Source organism: Legionella hackeliae, from assembly GCF_000953655.1.
Classification (GTDB): domain Bacteria; phylum Pseudomonadota; class Gammaproteobacteria; order Legionellales; family Legionellaceae; genus Tatlockia; species Tatlockia hackeliae.
In genome coordinates this window covers 2,210,549-2,230,670 of the sequence record NZ_LN681225.1, presented here as the reverse complement: position 1 = coordinate 2,230,670, position 20,122 = coordinate 2,210,549, and the positions used below count along the sequence as shown (strand labels likewise).

Here is a 20,122-nt window from a genome sequence, read left to right as displayed (position 1 = left end):
TAACATAACTGCTGTGAATTACCATTCCATTTCTTTATTCGCTAATTTAATCAGCAAGGATTGAATTTCATGAATACGCTCTTCAGCAGAAGTATTATCTAACGTAAATCTCAGGCGAGTAGGACCATCAAGCTGATAACGTTTGGCATGGACTTGGATAAGATTGATTAAAACGGCTGGATCAATTACCGGTTGTTCACTAAATTCAAGTTTCCCTTGCTGTTGTGCGGCATTAATTTTATTAATCCCTAATTTTGTAGCTAACAGCTTAAGTTCGGTAACGAGTAAAAGATTTTTGGCAGGTTTTGGTAGTAAACCGAATCGGTCAATCATCTCTACCTGTAAATCGCGCAATTGCTGCTTATCTTTAGCATTCGCCAAACGCTTATACATAATCAAACGAGTATGTATATCAGCAATATAGTCATCAGGGAGGATGGCACTTATACGCAAATCGATCTCAGGACCTTGTTGCATGGGGGTTGCCAATTCGGGTGTTTTGCCCGCCTTTAAATCATTCACCGCTTTATCAAGCATTTCCATAAATAAACTGAAGCCGATAGCTTGCATGTTACCACTTTGATCTTCGCCTAAGAGCTCACCAGCCCCCCGAATTTCCAGATCATGCGTAGCAAGTGTGAATCCTGCACCTAAGTCTTCCAAAGAAACAATAGCTTCAAGACGTTTTACTGCGTCAGAAGTTAATAACTTTTCATTAGGGGTTAATAAATAGGCATAGGCTTGATGATGTGAGCGACCTACACGACCACGTAATTGGTGAAGTTGTGCTAAGCCAAATTTATCTGCTCTATCAATAATAATAGTATTTGCCGTGGGGATATCGATTCCTGTCTCAATAATCGTTGTGCAAACGAGCACATTGAAACGATGGTGATAAAAATCAGACATAATCCGCTCTAATTCTCGCTCTCTCATCTGACCATGAGCACCGCGAACTTTAGCTTCTGGTACCAGGGTTTGTAAATCCTGGCAAACCCGCTCGAGGGTTTGCACATTATTATGAAGAAAATAAACCTGGCCGCCGCGCAAAATTTCACGCAGTATTGCTTCGCGTAAAATGTAATCACTTTTTTCTTGCCAGAACGTTTTAATCGCCAATCTTTTTGCTGGCGGGGTCGCAATTAGAGAGATATCGCGTATACCAGCCATGGCCATATTTAATGTTCTGGGAATCGGGGTTGCTGTCATTGATAAAATATCAATATGGGTACGTAATGATTTAATATGTTCTTTTTGTTTAACGCCAAAACGATGTTCTTCATCGATAATAAGCAAGCCTAAATTCTTAAAATTAGTCTCTTGAGAGAACAATTTATGAGTACCAATGACAATATCGACTTGCCCACTTTTAAGTGACTCAATCACTTTTTCTGATTCTTTACTACTACGAAAACGTGAGAGTAATTCGATATTTACGGGGAAATCTGCAAAACGATCCCTGAATGTTTCAAAATGCTGGGCAGCGAGTAAAGTAGTAGGCACTAACACGCAAACTTGCTTTCCATTTTGTACGGCAATAAATGCTGCTCGCATGGCAACTTCGGTTTTTCCAAAACCAACATCACCGCAGATAAGTCTATCCATGGGACGGGAAGATTCCATATCTTTAACAATTTGCTCAATGGCGCGTAACTGATCGGTTGTTTCTGTAAATGGAAAGCCGCTGGCAAAGCGTTTATACTCGTTTTGCGGGAATTGATAAACATGTCCAGGTTTAGCTTCACGCTTGGCATAAACCTCAAGCAATTGTACAGCCACATCATGAATTTTTTCCGCCGCTTTCTTTTTCTCTTTACTCCATTGGTCAGAACCTAATTTGTGCAGAGGCGCATGCTCACTGTCCATGCCTGTATATCGGCTAATTAAATGCAGCGAAGTTACAGGCACATAAATTTTATCATCGCCCGCATAAGTTAAGACCAGAAATTCATTCATCGTGCCATTACTATCCAGGGTTTGTAATCCTTTATAGCGTCCTACCCCAAATTGTAAGTGGACGACAGGAGTATCAATTCGAAGTTCAGCTAAATCTCGAATAATTAAGTCTGGATCGACCGTTTTTTGGCTACTGCGTCGTTGAGGTATTGCTTGTTCCCCAAACAATTGCGCTTCCACGATAATTGCCAAGCGCTGCTCTGTTAATTCAGTCCCATAAATGAGCGAACCTGTAGTAATGTTAATAGGTGCATCGTCATTAAGAAAATCTTTCCATGAGGATTGGACTTTAGGAATTATGGAGGCCTGTTTCAGTAAATCTAATAAAACCTCGCGCCTTCCGGCACTCTCTGCAACGATTAAAAAGCGTTTATCTTTATCAGTTAAATAGGCACAAAATTTTGCTAGTGGGTTCTCTGACTGTCGTTCGATAGGTAACGATGGGGCCTTGGCAATATTAAAATTAAATACGATGCCTTTTCTATCAACGGTTTCATGATGACAGCGAATTTGTTGATACTGATTAGCATGAGTGAGTAATTCTGTTGGTGTGAGAAAACAGCTAGCTGGTTTGAGAATAGGGCGAGTAATGTCATAACTTCTTTGTCCATAACGTGTTTCTACCTCTTGCCAAAATTGCTCGGCATGCTCAGGAATGTCTTCAATCAGACAAATACTTGCATCTTTGGGTAAGTAGTCGAAAAAAGTGGCGGTTTGCTCAAAAAACAAAGGCAAATAATACTCAATTCCTGAGGGGAATTGTGCCTCACTCACTGCTTCATACACCGGACATTGGCTTGGGTTGCCAGAAAATTGTTCTCTAAATGCTCTGCGAAAGAGTGTAATACTCCGCTCATTCAGAGGAAATTCTCGAGCAGGTAAAACTTGGATGTCATTAATTTTAGCAATAGTACGTTGAGTCTCAGTGTCAAATTGACGTAAGCTATCAACAACATCATCAAATAACTCAATGCGAAAAGGAACTACACTTCCCATTGGATAAACATCAATAATTGCACCACGAATTGCAAACTCACCATGCTCTAACACTTTGTTAACGCAATGATAGCCGGCTTCTTGTAATTGATGGCGGAAGAGTTCCAGGTTTAATGTTTGTCCCTCTTTTAATACGAAGGCGTGATGGTGTAAAAACTGCGGTGGACACAAACGATGCATTAAAGTATTAGTGGAACTGATAACAATAGCATTAGAAACTTGTTGCAGGCGGCTTAAACAGGCTAATCGTTCAGAAATTATATCTTGATGAGGTGAAAACTGATCATAGGGTAGCGTCTCCCAATCTGGAAAATAGAGTAATTCAGGTGAATTTTCTTTATTTAGGAAAAAAGCCAGCTCGTCTAAAAGTTGTCCTGCACTTAAGTTGTCAGGAGTAACCAATAGCGTTATGCCTGTTTTTTGTTGACAAAATTCAGCGATAGCTAAAGGAAGACTGCAGCCATACAACTGCCCCCAGGCTTGCTTTTTTTCGATTTTTGGAAGGTTGAGTACTAGTTTGACCATAGAATGCCGGATACCTCTAAACTTCAGGTGCAGTAGTATACTATAGAGTAGTTCATAAAACATGGGTTCTTTATAGGGATTGCATTCAACTGAGTATCTCCAAGAAGCCGAGGCAGGTGGAAAAAATGCGAAGAGAATATACTAAGTTATTTTAGAAGCAGTGAACTACTCTACGTGCCTCGGCTTGTCCGAGGCATCCAGAAATATGCTGACATGAGAACGCTAGAGTCATTAGCCCAACACACATTCATGATATGACAGAATTAACACCACAAGCCAACTTTACTCAGGCATGCAGGTGGGGTTGCAATTATTAGGATTAATGCTATTTGCATCGCAAGCATTTTTAGCTAAGGCATTCGCTTGTTCTTGAGTGGGTGCAAAAAACGACCAATGCTGGCCTTTCAAGTTACTGACTACACAATGCCAACGACCAGCAGCCACACCATTATCAAAACAAGTTGGATTGCAGTTATTGGGATTAATACTATTGGCATCACAGGCATTTTTTGCCATGGTTTGTGCGCCTTCTTGAGTTGGTGCGGTAAATGTCCAGTGCTCACCACGCTTATTGGCAACATTACACACCCAGTTGGCATTCACTACAAATGTCACTAATGACAAGCTAACTATACCTACCAATGCTCTAACTCTCATACGATTTCCTTATGATTATGAAATATCCTGAAACAGTATAAACGGGTCTCATATTTATGAAAATTGGTATAAGCTAGGTATAAAGGTTTTTCGTGATTGGGGTATTGCATGAGTTTAACGTTATTTCGACTAGAAGATATTAAAGAGTGCATTTCCATGAAAGAAGCTATAGAGACTATGGAAAGGGCTTTTATCCAATTAGCGACACAGGATGTTATAATGCCACTGAGAACGCCTATCTCCATTGAAAAGAAAAATGCATTAACGCTGACTATGCCTGCCTTTTTGCCAAAGCAAGAAGCATTAGGTCTTAAGGTTGTTTCTATTTTTCCAAACAATGTAAGAAAAGACCTTCCCAGTATTTATGGAACTATTCTTCTTTTGAATGTTAATACAGGAGAATTAGAAGCTATTATGGAAGGTACTTATTTAACTGCTCTAAGAACAGGGGCTGTATCGGGTTTGGCAACAAAATATTTAGCGAGTGAAGATGCCAAACATTTGGCCATAATTGGTTCGGGTGTACAAGCAGTGACACAATTGGAGGCGATAGCTGCGGTGCGAGAAATTGAGAAAGTATCAATTTGGTCACGCAATCGCGAGAGGGCTAAGTTATTTGCAGAGACGATAGCAGATCATTTTGAAGTAAAGACTTATAGAAATGTGAAAGATGCCGTCAAAGAAGCCGATATTATTTGTACGGCGACAAGTAGCACGGAGCCACTGATTCATTTGCAGGATATTAAACCCAACGTGCATATTAATGCGATTGGTTCACATACAAAAGAAATGCGCGAAATTGCCAATGATATATTGACAAAAGCATTAGTCATTGTGGATCAGAAAAAAGCGGTTCTTGCTGAAGCTGGAGAAATAATTCATGCAATTTCCAGTAAAGCCCTTACCAAGACTCGACTTAAAGAATTGGGTCATATGATTCAGAAAAATACAACTTACTATAAAAAAAGATTAACTGTCTTTAAATCAGTCGGATTAGCAATCCAGGATATTAGCATTGCGCAAAGGGTTTATCAGAATGCGAAAGAAAAACGTTTGGGTTTAAAATTTGAACTTTAGACCGGGCCTAAATAACCCATTAAATAGCTGGTGGCAAAACCTGCTATTAATCCAAATAAATGCCCTTCCCAAGAAACACCTTTCTTGCTGGGAAAGATACCTAAAAAAATCCCGGCAAAATAATAAAGACTTATTACCCCAAGAATAATGGCGGTAACTGTGCCCTGTTGCAAAATATCACTGACCAATAATCCCCAATAACCAGTGATTAAAGAGCTGGCTCCAATATGAATACCAGGTTTAGCGAAACACCAAATTAAAAGACCGCTAAAAATAGTAATCAATACCGTAACATATAAAAAATAAGTCAAACCATTAATCAGAATAAAATTACTTAAGACAAGTAAAGGAATTGAATTAAAGAAAAGATGATTAAAATTGGCATGCAAGAGGGGCGCAAACAAAATGCCAAATAGACCATGAAGCCGTCTTGGAATAATTCCTAGATAAAGCAACCGATTATTGAAGAATACATTAATAAAATAGACTAGCCAGGGTATGCATACAATGATAATAAGGATATTCATATTCGCTTGTGTTTGTTGAATAATTACTGACAAACTGTGATTGATCTCATCAAGCATAGATGCTCCTTATTAATGATTCGCTAATGCTGGTTTTTGCGGTTTTTGTGCGGTTTTATCAGTTGCTGGTATCGCCGTAATAATTCGGACTGGAACAAAAAGTAGTGGATCAACCAAAGTTTGGTTCATTATCATTGACCAGTGTAGATGAGGACCTGTTGCTCGTCCGGTTTTCCCTACAATTCCAACTTGTTGACCTTGTTGTAATTGATCGCCAACTTTTACATCCATGTTTTTTAAATGCGCATACAGTGAAAATAAACCCATACCGTGATCTACGATGACTGTGTTTCCGGTAAAGAAATATTCCTTGGCGCTGACAACATTCCCTTTGGCTATCACATGAACAGGTGCGCCTTCAGGTGCACCAATATCCAAGCCTGAGTGAGGCGGTCGGGATTGGTTGTTATAAAATCGTTTTAATCCAAATAAACTGGTAATAGGGCCGTGAGCCGGAGGGGTGAACTTTACTGCAAAAGGATTGGTCGGTGTGTATTGGGCATACAATGCCCCCATTTCCTTAGTTTCTTGGTCAATACGTGCCTGATCTTCAGGGGAAGGATTAATTAAACTCTGATCTTTAATGGTCAAATATTGGGTTGCATAATATTTATCAGTGACGTGAAAAGGGATCGACATGCGATAAGGTTTTTTCATGATTAGCTCTTGGATAGGTTGTTCTTTATCCAGAGGTATACCAACAATAAGTAACCATTGATTGGGTTTCATGCTTGGGATTACTGCAATCTTTTTATTGTCATAATAGATTTCAGGCTGTTGTTTAATATCAATAGGGATAATGGTAACACCACCATTCACAGCATGATTTTCCGGGAGTGCATCAGCCATGGCAAACAGACTGTATATCAAAGACAAAGCAAAAAAAATTAAACGGAAAAATTTAAAATAATCCTTCATGGTTTATCCCTTTTATTAATTACTTCACAATTTAAACTACCTTGAGCTAAACGAACATGGATCTGATCGCCTTTTTTTACTTGAGAGCTGTGGTAGAGCACTTTCTCATCGATGGATGCAATCGCGTAACCTCTGTCCAGTGTAGCTAATGGGCTGACTGCATGCAATGTGGCTAGCTGTGCTGTAAAAGTTTGTTTTAATCGGGACAGTTTGATAGTGATAAGTTGTATAAGTCGTTGTTCGATTGTATGAATTTGATTTTGTAATTGCCGCAGTAATGTTTGGGGATTATTGGCCTGTAATTTAGTAAGTAGTAATGTTAGTTGCGTCTTTTGTTTTCTTAATAAATTCTGCATGGATTGGTAGAGTTGTCGCTCTAAAAAATCAATGGCCTGCCAATGCTTGCTAATAAGCTGTTGAGGAGACAAAATTTTAGCCATTTTGTGGGATAGCAGAAGTTTTTTATGTTGAGTTAAGCGTGCTATCAAAGACATGGCTCGACGTTCAAGTGTTTGGAGGGCAACGATTAACTCGAATTGGTTTGGTGTAACGGCTTCAGCAGCGGCTGTAGGGGTTGCAGCTCTTAAATCGGCAACAAAATCGGCGATGGTAAAATCAGTTTCATGCCCAATTCCTGTAACAATAGGTATAGTGCTTTGACTTATTGTCAAAGCGAGCTGTTCGTTATTAAAAGCCCACAAATCCTCAATGCTTCCGCCACCTCTTGCAAGAATAAGGACATCCGCTTGTTTATCCTGGTTTGCCTTATTGATTGCTTTGATAAGCTGCTGTGCGGCGTCTTTACCTTGTACCTCGCTGGCGTATATCTTTACGATAGCCAATGGGTATCGTCTGGCTAAGGTAGTGAGTATGTCGTGTAGGGCTGCACCAGTGGATGAGGTAATTATACCTATTATTGAAGGAAAACGAGGGATAGTTTTTTTTCTTTCTGCTGCAAATAATCCTTGTGACTGAAGTTTTTCTTTTAACTCTTCAAATTGTCGGTAGAGTTCTCCTAACCCTGCTTCAGTTAGTGAGTGTACAATGAGTTGATAATCACCACGCGCTTCATAAAGGCTTAGTTTTCCTTGCGCCAAAACTTGTTGACCATCTTTAAATTGTCTACTCTGTGCGGAATGATAATTACGAAAATAGACACACCGCAACTGTGCTGAAGCATCTTTTAGCGTAAAGTAAAAATGTCCGGAGCTTGGTTTACTTAAATTAGATAATTCCCCAAGTACAACTACTTCACCAACTTCATTTTCCAACCAAAAGCGAATTTGACGATTGAGTTGGGTCACTGTGAGCGCTGGTAAATCTTGTTGCATAATAATCCCAATAAAGAGGCAAAAACGCATTATATTAACAATAAAATTAATAGGAAAAATAGTTAATGTAATGTAAGCTTTCATTTAAGCAAAATAAGAATAATAAAAAGAAAGGGATTAGATGAAAACGAAGTGTTTTTGGATTATTGCAGGGTTAATAATCACTTGCTCGGTATCCGCTGAAACACTGTATGATGCTGTTCAACATGGGATGATTTCTAACCCGGATGTGTTATTTAACACGGCAAGAGGATTGTCTGCTCGTCAAGCTGTTGATAAAGCAAAGGGTGCTTACTGGCCGACTGTAGATGTAACGGGAGGGTTTGGTCGGGAAAAGAGTCTTAACCCAACAACAGAGGCAATTGATGGCCCTGGTCAACGTATTTTAAATCGCACCGAATCTAATATTGAATTCAAACAAAATTTGTTTGCAGGTGGTGGTGTTGCTTATGAGTTAAAACGCAATGTCTATCTCTGTGAAGCCCAGAAATTAAAAACTCAAGGTGTTGCTGAGGATTTAGCGCTTGATGTGGTCAATCGTTATTTGCTCGTTCTTCTTCATGAAAAGCTTTATGTTTATGCGATTAGAAATTATCAAGCACATCGCTCTGTATTCACAATGATTAAAGAGCGAAGTGATGCCGGTATTTCTCGAGAAGCTGAGCTTGACCAGGCAGATGCACGTTTAGCGTTAGCAGAGGCCAATAAAATTAGCGCAGAAGCAAATCTTCAGGAAGCAAGAATCAATTATGCCAAAGTAGTGGGAAATTGGCCGGGTAAACTAGCCTGGCCTAAAATTCCAACACGTAGCGAATTACCTCAGTCATTAGGACAAGCGATTGAACGAGGCCTGGACAATCACCCCACGGTAAGATCAACCTACGCCGATATAAAAGAAGCCAAATCACAATATCAAGTGGCTCAGGCAAGCTATTATCCTCGTGTGGATTTAGTGTTAAGTGCCTCGCAAAACCGTAATTTGGATGGTCTTATTGGACGAAATGACGATAGGCTCGCTATGATTCGCATGAATTATAACCTCTTTCGTGGGGGAGCAGACGAAGCCCATGTGAGAGAGACCGCTTATCAAGTTCAAGAAGCTTATGAGGTAAAAAACAAAGCCCTTATCGATTTGAAAGAGTCAATACGGCTGTCGTGGAACGCCTGGATGGCAGCAGGTTTAAGACTGAAGCCACTAAGGCAGCATGTTGTTTCTTCTCGCCAAACACGCAGTGCTTACCAGGAACAATTTAAAGTGGGTAAACGGACACTGCTGGATTTGCTTGACTCACAAAATGAATTTTACCAGGCACAAATTGAGCTTGCTCGTGGTGAGAATGATGAGGTTTATTCTCGCTACCGTATATTGAATGGTATGGGCAGGTTATTGTCTTATCTCAAACTCAGATTACCGGCAAATGTAGTAAACAATGATGTCTTTAGCTCAGCGCAGACTCATATTCTGTTGAATAAGGAAATGGATAAGATTCCATATCCTAACGACGTAACAGATAGTCAATTAGTGCTGGATCATCCTGTAAAAAATATGAATACCACCCCGCTAACCAAGGCTACGATTTATAAAAACACGACTACACCTCCTATTGTTGCACCAAAAATTTGGTATGTTTCCGCTGGGTATTTTGCGGCGAAAGAAAAAGCAATAGCATTAACGAAACATCTTAGAGGCTTGGGATTTAATGCATGTATAGTGCTTGTTAATGATTGTTTCCATGTAATAGTTGGTCCTTATGAATATCGAGGTCACGCAGGGAATGCCATGGAGAGACTAAAGGAAGTTGCTCATGTACCAGGAAGACTGGTTACTTATAAAAGAAGGCCAAAAGCATTTTTTTAATTTAATCTCCAGCATACTGATTACTTTGGGTTTGGTATTCCAGGGAGGGTATAGCTTTGCACAAAATTCTTCTTCCATCTCAATCGAACAAATTGACGAAGCGCAGCAGAGATATACTGGCGATATAGCGCGACGATTTGCAGCATGGAAAAAATTAATTTTAACTTATCAAAATAAGGCGATAACGAATAAGTTAAAAGTGACCAATGACTTTTTTAATCAATTCACTTTTCAATATGACGATGCACAGGGGCATGACTATTGGAAAACGCCTGAAGAACTTATCGCTTCAGGAGTAGGGGATTGTGAAGATTTTTCCATTGCCAAATATTTTACGTTGCTGGCGCTGGGAGTGCCTATGTCTAGTTTGCGCATTACCTATGTTAAATCCCTGCAACTTAATCGTGCACATATGGTTTTAGCATATTACCCGACGCCAGAAGCAGAGCCACTGGTTTTAGATAATTTAATAAGTCGCATTCTACCAGCATCGCAACGACCAGACTTAACCCCTGTTTATAGCTTTAATGGTAGAGGGCTGTGGTTAGCAAAACAACGTGGACGAGACAAGCTTTTAGGGGACTCGAATCGTTTAAGTAAATGGCAAAATCTCATTCAAAGAATGCAAAAAAGGTGATTTCATGACATTAGCCAAGAAGATGTCTCTCGTTGTATTAAGCTTATTAATGTTAATTTTTATAGGCTCGTATCTTATTACACTCAATAATGAACGAAATTATTTTATTGAGCAGCTGAGTAGTAATGCTCAAGATACAGCGACGTCGTTAGGATTATCACTTTCCCAAGCATTAATGAAAAATGATAAAGCACTGATGCATTCCATGGTGCAGGCAGTGTTTGATCGTGGTTATTTTTCTATGATTGAAGTGCGTGATCTTAATGGGAGACTATTGGCTTCACGTTACGCTTCGACTGAACACAAGAAAACGGTGCCTAATTGGTTTTATAAACTGGTTCAATGGCAGCCTGTTATTCAATCGTCTATTGTAATGAGGGGATGGAATCAGGTTGGTGAAGTATTTGTTACAACCGATTCCAATTATGCGTTACATGCATTATGGAACAATGCTTTTTACCTGACAGTTTGGTATGCCATTTTTGCCGTGATTTCTTTGTTTATTATTTATTTTTTCATTCATTGGTTGCTGAAACCTCTTAAACGTGTAACTCAACAAGCACAAGAGATTTGTTTGCGCAAATTCCCAATTCAGAAAGAAATTCCTAAAACACCTGAGTTAAGACAGGTCACTCTGGCTATGAACAAGATGGTCAGGCGAATTAAAGAAATTTTTAATGATCAACTGGAACAAATGGAAAAACTAAGCGACCAGTCGCTTCAAGATCCATTAACAAATCTAGGTAACCGTCGTTATTTTTTACAACAGTTAACGTCATTATTAAGTGATGAAAAGGAATTTGCACCCGGTTTTATGATCCTGGTTGCTGTAGATGGATTAGAGAGTGTGAATAAAGAACAAGGATTCCAGCAAGGGGATAAAGTTTTATGCGATATTGCCGATGGTTGTACGAGATTCTGGACAAATTCTGTTGCTATTAATATCTCAAGAATTAGCGGCACCAATTTTGGATTATTAATACAAGAACACGATCCAGATGTGTTTATTAAAAACTGCGAATCATTCAATCAAACTATTCAAAAACTAATAAACGCTTATCCTTCATGTGAGGTAGCTATTGCTGCACTGTCCTATTCTTTTCAACAAACATCGACTGAACTATTAATTGAGGCCGATCGCTTGTTAAAAATAGCTCGGCATGAACCGAGTAAACTGGCCTACAGTCCCCAACTGTCGATACCTTCGGTAAATATCACCAAAGATGCCATTACTGCAGCATTGTCCGAACTACGTTTTTCATTGTATGGCCAATGGGTTGTTGCGATTCAAGGAAAATTACATCAAGAAGTATTTGTTCGTCTCAATGAAGCAGGGAAAGAAATCAATGCAGGTTATTTTATGCCGATTGCGGAAAAAGAGGGAGTCGCTTATTTGATTGACCAAGTTGTTTTATCAAAAGTGATTACCGCAAATCTGTTAAACCAAACTCCGTTGGCTTTAAATATCACGGAGGAAACAATTACTAATACCAACTATCGCTCAAGCTATTTAGATAAACTCGAACAATTACCAATAGAACTGCGCAAGCGTTTGCATATTGAATTTAATGAAAAGGCCGTCTTAAAGAATTTTTCCAAGACATTATTGTTTGTGCAATCCTTACAAAAGTTAAGTATTACAGTGGGGATTGATCAGGTTGGGGTTAACTTTTCACAGATGCATTATTTAAATGAATTACCGATTAATTATATAAAATTGCATGGTAGTTTATTTTGTGATGTGACCGAAAATCAGAATAAACAATTTTTTATTCATTATTTTAACGAAATGGCAAAAATTCTGGATATTAAGGTCATTGCTACCTTTATAGAAACACAGGATCAATGGGGGGTTTTACAAAGTTTGGGTTTAAAATGGGGACAGGGACAATTTCTTAGCGGCATTCAACCGCTTTAGATGGACTCGTTTCAATGATTTATGTAAAATTAAAGTACATATCGATTGTTTTAAATGCGTAGACCATGCCTCATATACCGTTAAAGAATTTAAAACTCGAAGTCCCAAACTTCACATTTAAAACGGTAAATACAAGCGTAACCCGACCAATTACGGACCATCCTCCAATTATTCAAAATACATTGTGGGGCGCTATAGGGACAATCAATATACTAAATCCGGGCTCTCCTTTAGCTCCTCCGGCCCTGGTAAATGGTGTTACCAGTTTACCGAAAGACGGCAAGGCACAAATGGAGCACATGGCTGAATATATTTATGACATGTTTCAAAAAGGAGTGGGGATGCTGGCGCTGCAGGAAGTTCCGGCTCCAGGTACAGCAAATTTCGGATTTTTAATCAATAAATTGAAAAGTCTTGATAAAGCTTCGAAGCTTATTGATGTCGATAGTTTAGCCACTCAATGGTCAAAGACAGGTACTCATGAGTTTGGTACTTCTTTATTATATAACCCAAAGATGTTTACTGTCTCTGGTAGCCCGACCCTTCAATTAAATAATCGTGCAGCTGTCTATAACGTCACTGCTGCGGATGGAGCATCTATTCCTGTCGCCAATGTTCATGGGGATTTTAAGGCGCAACAAGCAACCGCTAACTTTTATGCTAATTTTGATGGTTTTTGTTTAGGGGATTTAAATATTCCTAGCTCTTCCATGTGTCCTGGTATTCAGCCCCAAGCTTTACAATCTATCGTGAGTCCCTCACTCCAGATAAACAATCGACCCTGCCAGATAAACACAGTTGATGCTGTGCAAGATACTTATAGTAGAAAAGTTAATCCTGGTTTTACTCCCAATTTAAACGGAATTTCTAACCCCGTAAGCTCCTACAGAGCGCCTGAGGAAGATAAAGGTGTGTATTTCAACCTGTGGTGATTAAAACTTTAGCGGAAAATACAAAGCCTTTTTTAAATTACTTTGCTAACTCTCTGGTAAGTAAGTCCTGATTTTATAGGAGCATCTGGACGTATAAAGGGGATTGATTTAAAAACAGCGCCACCTTATAACGTAGCTCATATCACCATAACTGACCCGCGAGTTTATTGCGAATACCTAGAGTTAAAACAATCCAAAATGACTGGCTTTATAATGAGCATTCAGGAAGTTCAAGGGCAATTTGTTTCTAGTCTGGATGAGCTGAATACAAAACTTAATTCGCGCGCAAAGAAAATCTAACTCCCAAGATTTAAGCTAAAACTAGAGTTTGTTGACATTTCATCTTACAGTCGACGTCCCACGGCTTGTCCGCGGGATCCATGGGTGTCGTGGGTAACTATGGCAAGATAAATTGTCAACAAACCCTAGTTTTGTAAAATGTTTTCCCTCACGGCTTTTTCAGCAACTGGCATGCCCCCTCTTAAAATGACATATCTTCCTGAAAAAGCAGAAACACGCTCGCCGGGCAAAACAATACCTATTAAATTTAGAGGGTCAACTGCAGAGATACTGATGTTGTTTTCATCCGGTATTTTCTTTTTGATAGCCCGTACCGAGTCGACGGCATAAGGAAGAGCAAATTGCTCTCCAATAAAGCCACTGACAAAACGCCCTCCTCTGATCTCTCCTTGCGCTTCCAGTCGTCGAAACGCAAGTAATAAATCCCGCCAGGAAGGAATAATTTTTTCCCGTGCTAGCAATTCACGGAAGCAAACACCGTATCGTTTAAGTAAAACCCAACAAATTGCTTCAAGTTGATGATCTTTATGGATGGCTTTTTTAGATTTTAATAAAGACCAACGACCTGTTGAATGTCTGAAGACGCTACGAGCTCTTTTACCTAATCGGCGATGAGGATCGATTAATGTTCGCAAATTGTCAAAACCATCAGCAGTGATTAACCCTGCTGAAACCAACTCCCACAAACCGGTCTCAATTTCAGATTTAAGATGATTGATACCCTGAACCATATCGATAAAAAATGAAGCCCCATTCTCCTTTAAATAAGCATAAATGGCCTGGGCAACATGACTTAAAACTGGGAGAGTCTCATCTTCCAAATGAGCTTTGGCTGACATCCAATCTGATTCTTCGCGCACAAAAAATGTAATAGGGGCAACGCTAGTTGGGAGTATACGCTTTGGTTTTAAAGAATCTGTGTTTTCTGGCGCCTCTGGAGCAATTAAAGCAGGGTGGGGTGATAAGCGTCCCCAACCAACGACACCTGTTAAACACAATCGATCGAGCATGTCTGGACTGTAATCTTTAACCCGTTTTGCAAAAATTTGTTTTTCCCAGGCATTTGCAGGAATCTCATATCCTTGCATTTGTTTAAGTGTTTCCAATAAACCCTGGTCACCACTTAATTGTGTACCTGGTTTGATGTGCTGCCAGATAGTTAACCACTCCATAAACTGGGCAGCACTAACAGGTTGAATTTCTTTACGTAATTTACCTAAGGTTAAGCTATGAATTCTTGCTAGCAATCGTCTGTCACACCACTCTAGTTCAGAGCGAGTTATTCTAAAGTGGCCTCGCAAAATGGTGCCTGAGGACTCAAGATGAAGGAGTGCTTGTTCTATTTCTGATGATTCCAGCCTCAAATCTGCTCCTAATTCAGAGACGCTAATGGGTCCTAGATGTTGCATCCATTCTCGAATCATTTGGACAATCGCTGTGTCGCGTTCGGGTCTTTTTTCCTCAATGTCGATAAGTGACGTTGAAAAAATAGCCTCAGTATAAATCGTGAGGAAGGTTTGTTTTTTTTCTGTAGCTACCCAGAATGGTTGATGATCTATAAAGGCAACGCCTGCTCGACCCTGGGCAATTAATTGCTCAATAAAAACTTTCCACTCTGACGGAATGGTTTGTTCTTCAGTAAAATGAGTATCTGTAGGTAATGCAATCAAGCTTTGTAAAGTATCATGCAGTTCGTCAGCATTTCTAATGTCGGGCCATGCTTGTTTTTGGACTTCAGCAATGGCCTCAGGATCTAATGCACCGACTTCACGTAATATTGCATCCGGTAAAACACGACGCATTTCAACAGCACGAGCTCTTCGTTCTTCCAGTGGAGCATCATCAAGAAAAGCATAAGGATTTGCATTCAATATTTCATGTGAAAAAACAGAGGGTACCGGTGTATCTACAGCCAGACATTGGATGTTCCCCTCGACGATGCTTTGGAGAACACGAGTAAATCCCTCAATATCGAGCGCTTCAGTTAACGCATCTTTCATCGTTTCGATAATTAAAGGATGTTTTGGAAGCTCAATGTCTTGACCTGCAAGATTGTCTTGGCAGGCTGCTGCATCAGGAAATACCGCTGCTAAAAGATCATCAGAAAGCATTCGCAAAATGTTAGGAGGTACTTTTCGCCCATTACGAAAGCGCACTAACGCTAAAGCTCTTGTCGCGGCCCATCGCCAGCGTGTTGTAAAAAGGGGAGACTGTAAAACGGCTTGAGTTAGCACATCGGCGATGGTATTTGGGTGTAGAAAATTAAAAACATCAACTAATGGAAAACTGTGTTGTTCAGCTAAAGAAATATTAATACCATCATCTGTAGCTGCCGCTTGTAATTCAAAATTAAAAGAACGACAGAATCGTTTTCTTAAAGCTAATCCCCATGCTTTGTTAATTCTTGCACCAAAAGGTGAGTGAATGACAAGTTGCATTCCTCCCGACTCATCAAAAAAGCGCTCTGCAATAACTGTTTCTTGAGTAGGTACTGTTCCTAAGACAGTTCGCCCTTCCAAAATATATTCGACCAACTGTTCGGCACCCGCATCAGTAACACCGCAATGCTCTTTGAGCCAGTTAATCGCTTCTCGAGTATCTGCTTGTTTTCGAACCTCTTCAACAGGTGATAAAGTGAGAGGAAGCATTGCATTGATTTTTTTTCGTAGATCAGAAACCTGTAAGGAAAGCTCATCGGTGCGTGGTGGTGCTTCTCCTCGCCAAAAGGGAACACTAGGAGGCGCCCCATAAGCATCTTCAACTAAAACACGACCTTTGGCACTTTCAATCCGCTTGATTTTCCAAGAGGTATTGCCAAGCAAAATGATATCCCCACGATTGCTTTCAACAGCAAAATCCTCATCGAGAGTTCCTACGATTACTTCGTTAGGTTCAGCAACAACTGTAAATAAACCATTTTCAGGAATAGCACCGCCACTGGTAATTGCTGTCAAACGACTGCCTCGCCTACCTTTGACGATACCATTAACTCGATCACGGAAAAGATAAGCACTATAACGACCACGTGAACCTGCAATACCTTCGGCCAGCATTACCAGAATCTCGTCAAATTCCTCCCGTGATAAATGTTGATAGGGAAAACTTCGTTTGACTAATTCATACAAAGTATCTTCATGCCACTCATCAGTAGCACATGCGGCAATAATCTGCTGAGCCAAGATATCAAAAGGGGCTTCAGGGATAATAAGTTGGTCTAAATCTTTTTGGCGAATGGCATGAACTAAAGCAGCACACTCTAAAAGTTCATTCCGAGTCGTGGCAAAAATTCTTCCTTTCGAAATTGCACCATGCCAATGTCCAGCACGGCCAATGCGCTGTAAGGCAACAGAGATAGAGCGAGGAGAGCCAATTTGGCATACTAAATCGATAGCACCAATATCGATTCCAAGCTCTAAAGAAGCCGTGGCAACCAGTGCTTTTAATTCTCCATTTTTTAACTTAGTTTCAGCGGCTAATCGCAATTTACGGGATAAACTTCCATGATGCGCCGCTACCAGATCTTTGCCTAAACGTTCCGCCAAATGATGAGCAACCCGTTCGGCCAAACGCCTTGTATTCACGAAAATTAAGGTAGAGCGATTTTGTCGAGCCAAAGCAGATAGACGCTCATAAATTTCGTCCCACAATTCATTTGAGGCAACAGGGGCTAATTCACTGGAAGGGACTTCGATGGCCAGGTCAAGTTTACGAATATGACCAATATTAACAATTACCGGTGGTGGGCGATTGTTACCGGTTAGAAAGTTTGCAACCATCTCGATGGGTTTTTGTGTAGCTGACAAACCAATACGAATAGGAGATTGTTCTACGAGTACCTCCAGACGTTCTAAGGATAAAGATAAGTGAGTTCCTCGTTTACTATTAGCAAGAGCGTGAATTTCATCCACTATAACTGTTTGTACACTTCTAAGAATTGTGCGACTCTTCTCGGCCGTGAGTAATAAGTACAATGATTCAGGAGTCGTTACTAAAATATGGGGAGGCTTTTTTAGCATGGCTTGTCTTTCGCGAGATAAAGTATCGCCTGTGCGCACAGCGACCTGAATCTCTTCCATATCATAACCTTGTTCTTTGCCAAGTTTGATAATTTCCTCTAAAGGTCCCAGAAGATTTTTTTGCACGTCATTTGTCAATGCTTTTAAGGGGGAGATATACAAGACTTGAGTTTGATTCTTTAGCGTTTGCGCGATGGATTGACGAACTAATCGATCAATACAAACCAGAAAGGCAGCAAGGGTCTTTCCCGAGCCTGTTGGCGCAGAAATTAAGGTCGTATTGCCTGCCAAAATTTGCGGCCAGCCTTGCTCTTGTGGTTCAGTCGCCAGAGTAAATTTCTTGACAAACCATTCTTGAACGAGAGGGTGAGCCCATTTCAGGCTGTCGAGATAAGTCGAATTCATAGTTTACAGTATATGCAAAATTCACAAAGATACTATGTTGTGTAATGAATTAATCAGCCACTTTTATCCTTTTACACAGGCTAAAGGTTTTAAAAAGGCTACACGACGGGCTAATCCAGCCCATTCGGTAGCCTCGACTACTTTGTGGACATCTTTGTAGGCACCAGGTGCTTCTTCTGCAATACCACGCATTGAATAGCTACGAATGTAGATACCTTCCTTTCTTAATTGCTCAATAAGGGCTTTCCCTTGCCAATGCTTTAGTGCCTGTCTTCGGCTCATGTGGCGGCCTGCTCCATGACAGGCTGATGCAAATGCCTGATTCTCAGCATTACCTGCCAAAATAAAAGAGCCTGTTCCCATGCTTCCTCCAATACAAACTGGTTGTCCAACTGCTTTATAACGCTGTGGTAGGGATGAATGTTCTGGTCCGAAAGCTCGAGTTGCTCCTTTGCGGTGAACATAAATTTCTTTTTCTTTACCTTGTACGGTATGTTTTTCCTTTTTGCAGGTGTTATGCGATACATCAAATAAAGTTTCTAGTTGTGCATCAGGGAGAACGTTGGCGACCGCTTCACGAGTTAAATGAACAATAATTTGGCGATTAGCTAAGGCACAGTTAACTCCAGCACACATCGCACCTAGGTATCGTTGACCTTCATCAGAAAGAATAGGAGCACAAGCAAGTTCGCGATCGGGTAAATGAAGCCCCAGTTTTCGTGCAACTTTAGCTAAAGATATCAGATAATCTGAACCAATTTGATGTCCTAAACCGCGTGAGCCACAGTGGATAGCAATAAGAATTTGATTTTCATGGAGCCCAAAAGCGTCAGCGGCTTTTTTATCGTAAATCTGTTTAACGACTTGTAGTTCCAAATAATGATTACCCGATCCAAGAGTGCCCATTTCATGCAATTGACGTTTTTTCGCATGATCGGAGACATAATCAGGATGAGCACCGGCCATGCAGCCATTTTCTTCAACATAGTTCAAGTCGATTTGCTCTCCATAACCATGCTGCACTGCCCATTTCGCTCCACCATACATTACTTCATCTAATGCCTTGGTTGATAAATGTAATTTACCTACGGAACCAACGCCTGAGGGAACATATTTAAACAATTGCTCAGCCACCACTTCGAGATGGGGCAGGATATCTGGGAGAAAAAGATTGGTACGTAAACATCGGATACCACAGGAAATATCAAAACCTACACCACCTGCAGAGATAATCCCCCCTTTATCCGCATCAAAAGCGGCGACGCCACCAATAGGAAATCCATAGCCCCAGTGAGCATCGGGCATTGTCATTGCTTGGCCAACAAGCCCTGGTAAATTAGAGACATTAATAATTTGCTCGCGTACTTTTTCATCCATTGCGGCAATAAGCTCTTGAGTACCATACATCATTACAGAATCTGGGGTGTTAACAGGAACCCATCGATAATCATCAATTTGCTGTATTCGAGTCATGTCCATAAAGATAACTCTCTTATCATGTTATACATCAACCACGCATTGAGATTCCCACTGTTTATCCAGTTGTTTGACTGAGAGCATGGTTAAAGTAGCTCCTTTTACATCAATACCTCGTTCGATACTGTCATGCCAAACATCTCCCTGTGCTTCTCCATGCCATTGGTTGCCCTCTCTTTTAATTTTAAACCTGCACAGGATTAAATGAGTGGCTTGTGCTTTTGCTAAAAGTAAGTTTAACCAAGTTACCAATGCTAGTTCGGTGTCATTTTCTTCAAATTCAAACGATAGCTCTGTTTTAGGGGAGACCTTGGATAAGTCCCCCATTAACGCGAACATGGCTTCTGCTGCCTGCTCAAAACTTTGTTCCAGAGAGAGGCCTTTTCCAATAATGCCAATATCGGCATCATGATCAAAATAATTCTGATCGGTTATCATTTCTCTTTCCAATTCATGTTTGTCGAAATAATTCTCTGCTTTACAAGCAATAAATTACATGCCTCTCTTAAAAAATAATGGTAAAAAATTTGCAAAAA

General features: G+C 40.2%; 13 protein-coding genes. 5 read left to right on the top strand and 8 right to left on the bottom strand.

Features of this window, described 5'->3' with window-relative positions; all coding sequences use genetic code 11:
* Positions 1-18: 18 nt before the first annotated feature.
* Both mfd and LHA_RS09880 read right to left on the bottom strand, forming a co-directional pair.
* Positions 19-3,477, bottom strand: a complete 3,459-nt coding sequence (mfd, locus tag LHA_RS09885) for a transcription-repair coupling factor (protein WP_045106397.1) — start codon at positions 3,475-3,477, stop codon at positions 19-21.
* Between the two features lie 282 nt (positions 3,478-3,759).
* Positions 3,760-4,134: a hypothetical protein gene (locus LHA_RS09880; RefSeq protein WP_045106396.1), complete on the bottom strand. Its 375-nt coding sequence runs from the start codon at positions 4,132-4,134 to the stop codon at positions 3,760-3,762.
* A gap of 108 nt (positions 4,135-4,242) precedes the next feature.
* Here LHA_RS09880 and LHA_RS09875 point away from each other — a divergent pair, with 108 nt between their 5' ends.
* The gene (locus LHA_RS09875) at positions 4,243-5,211 is read left to right on the top strand and encodes an ornithine cyclodeaminase family protein (protein WP_045106395.1); all 969 of its coding nucleotides are present in this window, start codon (positions 4,243-4,245) and stop codon (positions 5,209-5,211) included.
* Here the strand turns inward: LHA_RS09875 and LHA_RS09870 are convergent.
* Genes LHA_RS09870 through xseA form a run of 3 tightly spaced genes read right to left on the bottom strand, consistent with a single transcriptional unit; the run spans position 5,208 to position 8,044 of the window.
* The gene (locus LHA_RS09870; RefSeq protein WP_045106394.1) at positions 5,208-5,795 is read right to left on the bottom strand and encodes a rhomboid family intramembrane serine protease; all 588 of its coding nucleotides are present in this window, start codon (positions 5,793-5,795) and stop codon (positions 5,208-5,210) included. The genes LHA_RS09875 and LHA_RS09870 overlap by 4 nt on opposite strands.
* Positions 5,796-5,807: 12 nt before the next feature.
* Positions 5,808-6,713: a M23 family metallopeptidase gene (locus LHA_RS09865; RefSeq protein ID WP_052673672.1), complete on the bottom strand. Its 906-nt coding sequence runs from the start codon at positions 6,711-6,713 to the stop codon at positions 5,808-5,810.
* Positions 6,710-8,044, bottom strand: a complete 1,335-nt coding sequence (gene xseA / locus LHA_RS09860; protein WP_045107520.1) for an exodeoxyribonuclease VII large subunit — start codon at positions 8,042-8,044, stop codon at positions 6,710-6,712. Before xseA ends, LHA_RS09865 begins: the two co-directional genes overlap by 4 nt.
* Positions 8,045-8,165: 121 nt before the next feature.
* On the opposite strand from xseA, the gene LHA_RS09855 reads away from it, so the two are divergent.
* The 4 genes from LHA_RS09855 to LHA_RS09840 all read left to right on the top strand — a co-directional run bounded on the left by LHA_RS09855 (position 8,166) and on the right by LHA_RS09840 (position 13,389).
* Complete coding sequence (locus LHA_RS09855; protein WP_045106393.1) at positions 8,166-9,902, top strand: TolC family outer membrane protein; 1,737 nt, start codon at positions 8,166-8,168, stop codon at positions 9,900-9,902.
* Positions 9,850-10,539: a transglutaminase-like cysteine peptidase gene (locus LHA_RS09850; protein ID WP_045106392.1), complete on the top strand. Its 690-nt coding sequence runs from the start codon at positions 9,850-9,852 to the stop codon at positions 10,537-10,539. The genes LHA_RS09855 and LHA_RS09850 overlap by 53 nt, the downstream gene beginning before the upstream one ends.
* Positions 10,540-10,543: 4 nt before the next feature.
* On the top strand, positions 10,544-12,457 hold the full coding sequence (locus LHA_RS09845; RefSeq protein ID WP_045106391.1) for a bifunctional diguanylate cyclase/phosphodiesterase: 1,914 nt from the start codon (positions 10,544-10,546) through the stop codon (positions 12,455-12,457).
* Between the two features lie 65 nt (positions 12,458-12,522).
* Positions 12,523-13,389 (top strand): hypothetical protein, encoded by an 867-nt coding sequence (locus LHA_RS09840; protein ID WP_045106390.1) that lies wholly within the window; start codon positions 12,523-12,525, stop codon positions 13,387-13,389.
* Between the two features lie 425 nt (positions 13,390-13,814).
* Here the strand turns inward: LHA_RS09840 and LHA_RS09835 are convergent, their stop codons facing one another.
* From LHA_RS09835 to LHA_RS09825, 3 genes are all read right to left on the bottom strand, one after another.
* Entirely contained in the window at positions 13,815-18,110 is a 4,296-nt protein-coding gene (locus LHA_RS09835) for a DEAD/DEAH box helicase (protein WP_045106389.1), read from the bottom strand.
* A 63-nt stretch (positions 18,111-18,173) separates the two neighbouring features.
* Complete coding sequence (locus LHA_RS09830; RefSeq protein WP_045106388.1) at positions 18,174-19,589, bottom strand: RtcB family protein; 1,416 nt, start codon at positions 19,587-19,589, stop codon at positions 18,174-18,176.
* Positions 19,590-19,610: 21 nt separating this feature from the next.
* Positions 19,611-20,024 (bottom strand): archease, encoded by a 414-nt coding sequence (locus tag LHA_RS09825; RefSeq protein WP_045106387.1) that lies wholly within the window; start codon positions 20,022-20,024, stop codon positions 19,611-19,613.
* Positions 20,025-20,122 lie beyond the last annotated feature (98 nt).

Coding starts and splice junctions, on each gene's coding strand:
- mfd (WP_045106397.1), bottom strand. CDS start 3,477: ATGGTCAAACTAGTACTCAACCTTCCAAAAATCGAAAAAAAGCAAGCC.
- LHA_RS09880 (WP_045106396.1), bottom strand. CDS start 4,134: ATGAGAGTTAGAGCATTGGTAGGTATAGTTAGCTTGTCATTAGTGACA.
- LHA_RS09875 (WP_045106395.1), top strand. CDS start 4,243: ATGAGTTTAACGTTATTTCGACTAGAAGATATTAAAGAGTGCATTTCC.
- LHA_RS09870 (WP_045106394.1), bottom strand. CDS start 5,795: ATGCTTGATGAGATCAATCACAGTTTGTCAGTAATTATTCAACAAACA.
- LHA_RS09865 (WP_052673672.1), bottom strand. CDS start 6,713: ATGAAGGATTATTTTAAATTTTTCCGTTTAATTTTTTTTGCTTTGTCT.
- xseA (WP_045107520.1), bottom strand. CDS start 8,044: ATGCAACAAGATTTACCAGCGCTCACAGTGACCCAACTCAATCGTCAA.
- LHA_RS09855 (WP_045106393.1), top strand. CDS start 8,166: ATGAAAACGAAGTGTTTTTGGATTATTGCAGGGTTAATAATCACTTGC.
- LHA_RS09850 (WP_045106392.1), top strand. CDS start 9,850: ATGTACCAGGAAGACTGGTTACTTATAAAAGAAGGCCAAAAGCATTTT.
- LHA_RS09845 (WP_045106391.1), top strand. CDS start 10,544: ATGACATTAGCCAAGAAGATGTCTCTCGTTGTATTAAGCTTATTAATG.
- LHA_RS09840 (WP_045106390.1), top strand. CDS start 12,523: ATGCCTCATATACCGTTAAAGAATTTAAAACTCGAAGTCCCAAACTTC.
- LHA_RS09835 (WP_045106389.1), bottom strand. CDS start 18,110: ATGAATTCGACTTATCTCGACAGCCTGAAATGGGCTCACCCTCTCGTT.
- LHA_RS09830 (WP_045106388.1), bottom strand. CDS start 19,589: ATGGACATGACTCGAATACAGCAAATTGATGATTATCGATGGGTTCCT.
- LHA_RS09825 (WP_045106387.1), bottom strand. CDS start 20,024: ATGATAACCGATCAGAATTATTTTGATCATGATGCCGATATTGGCATT.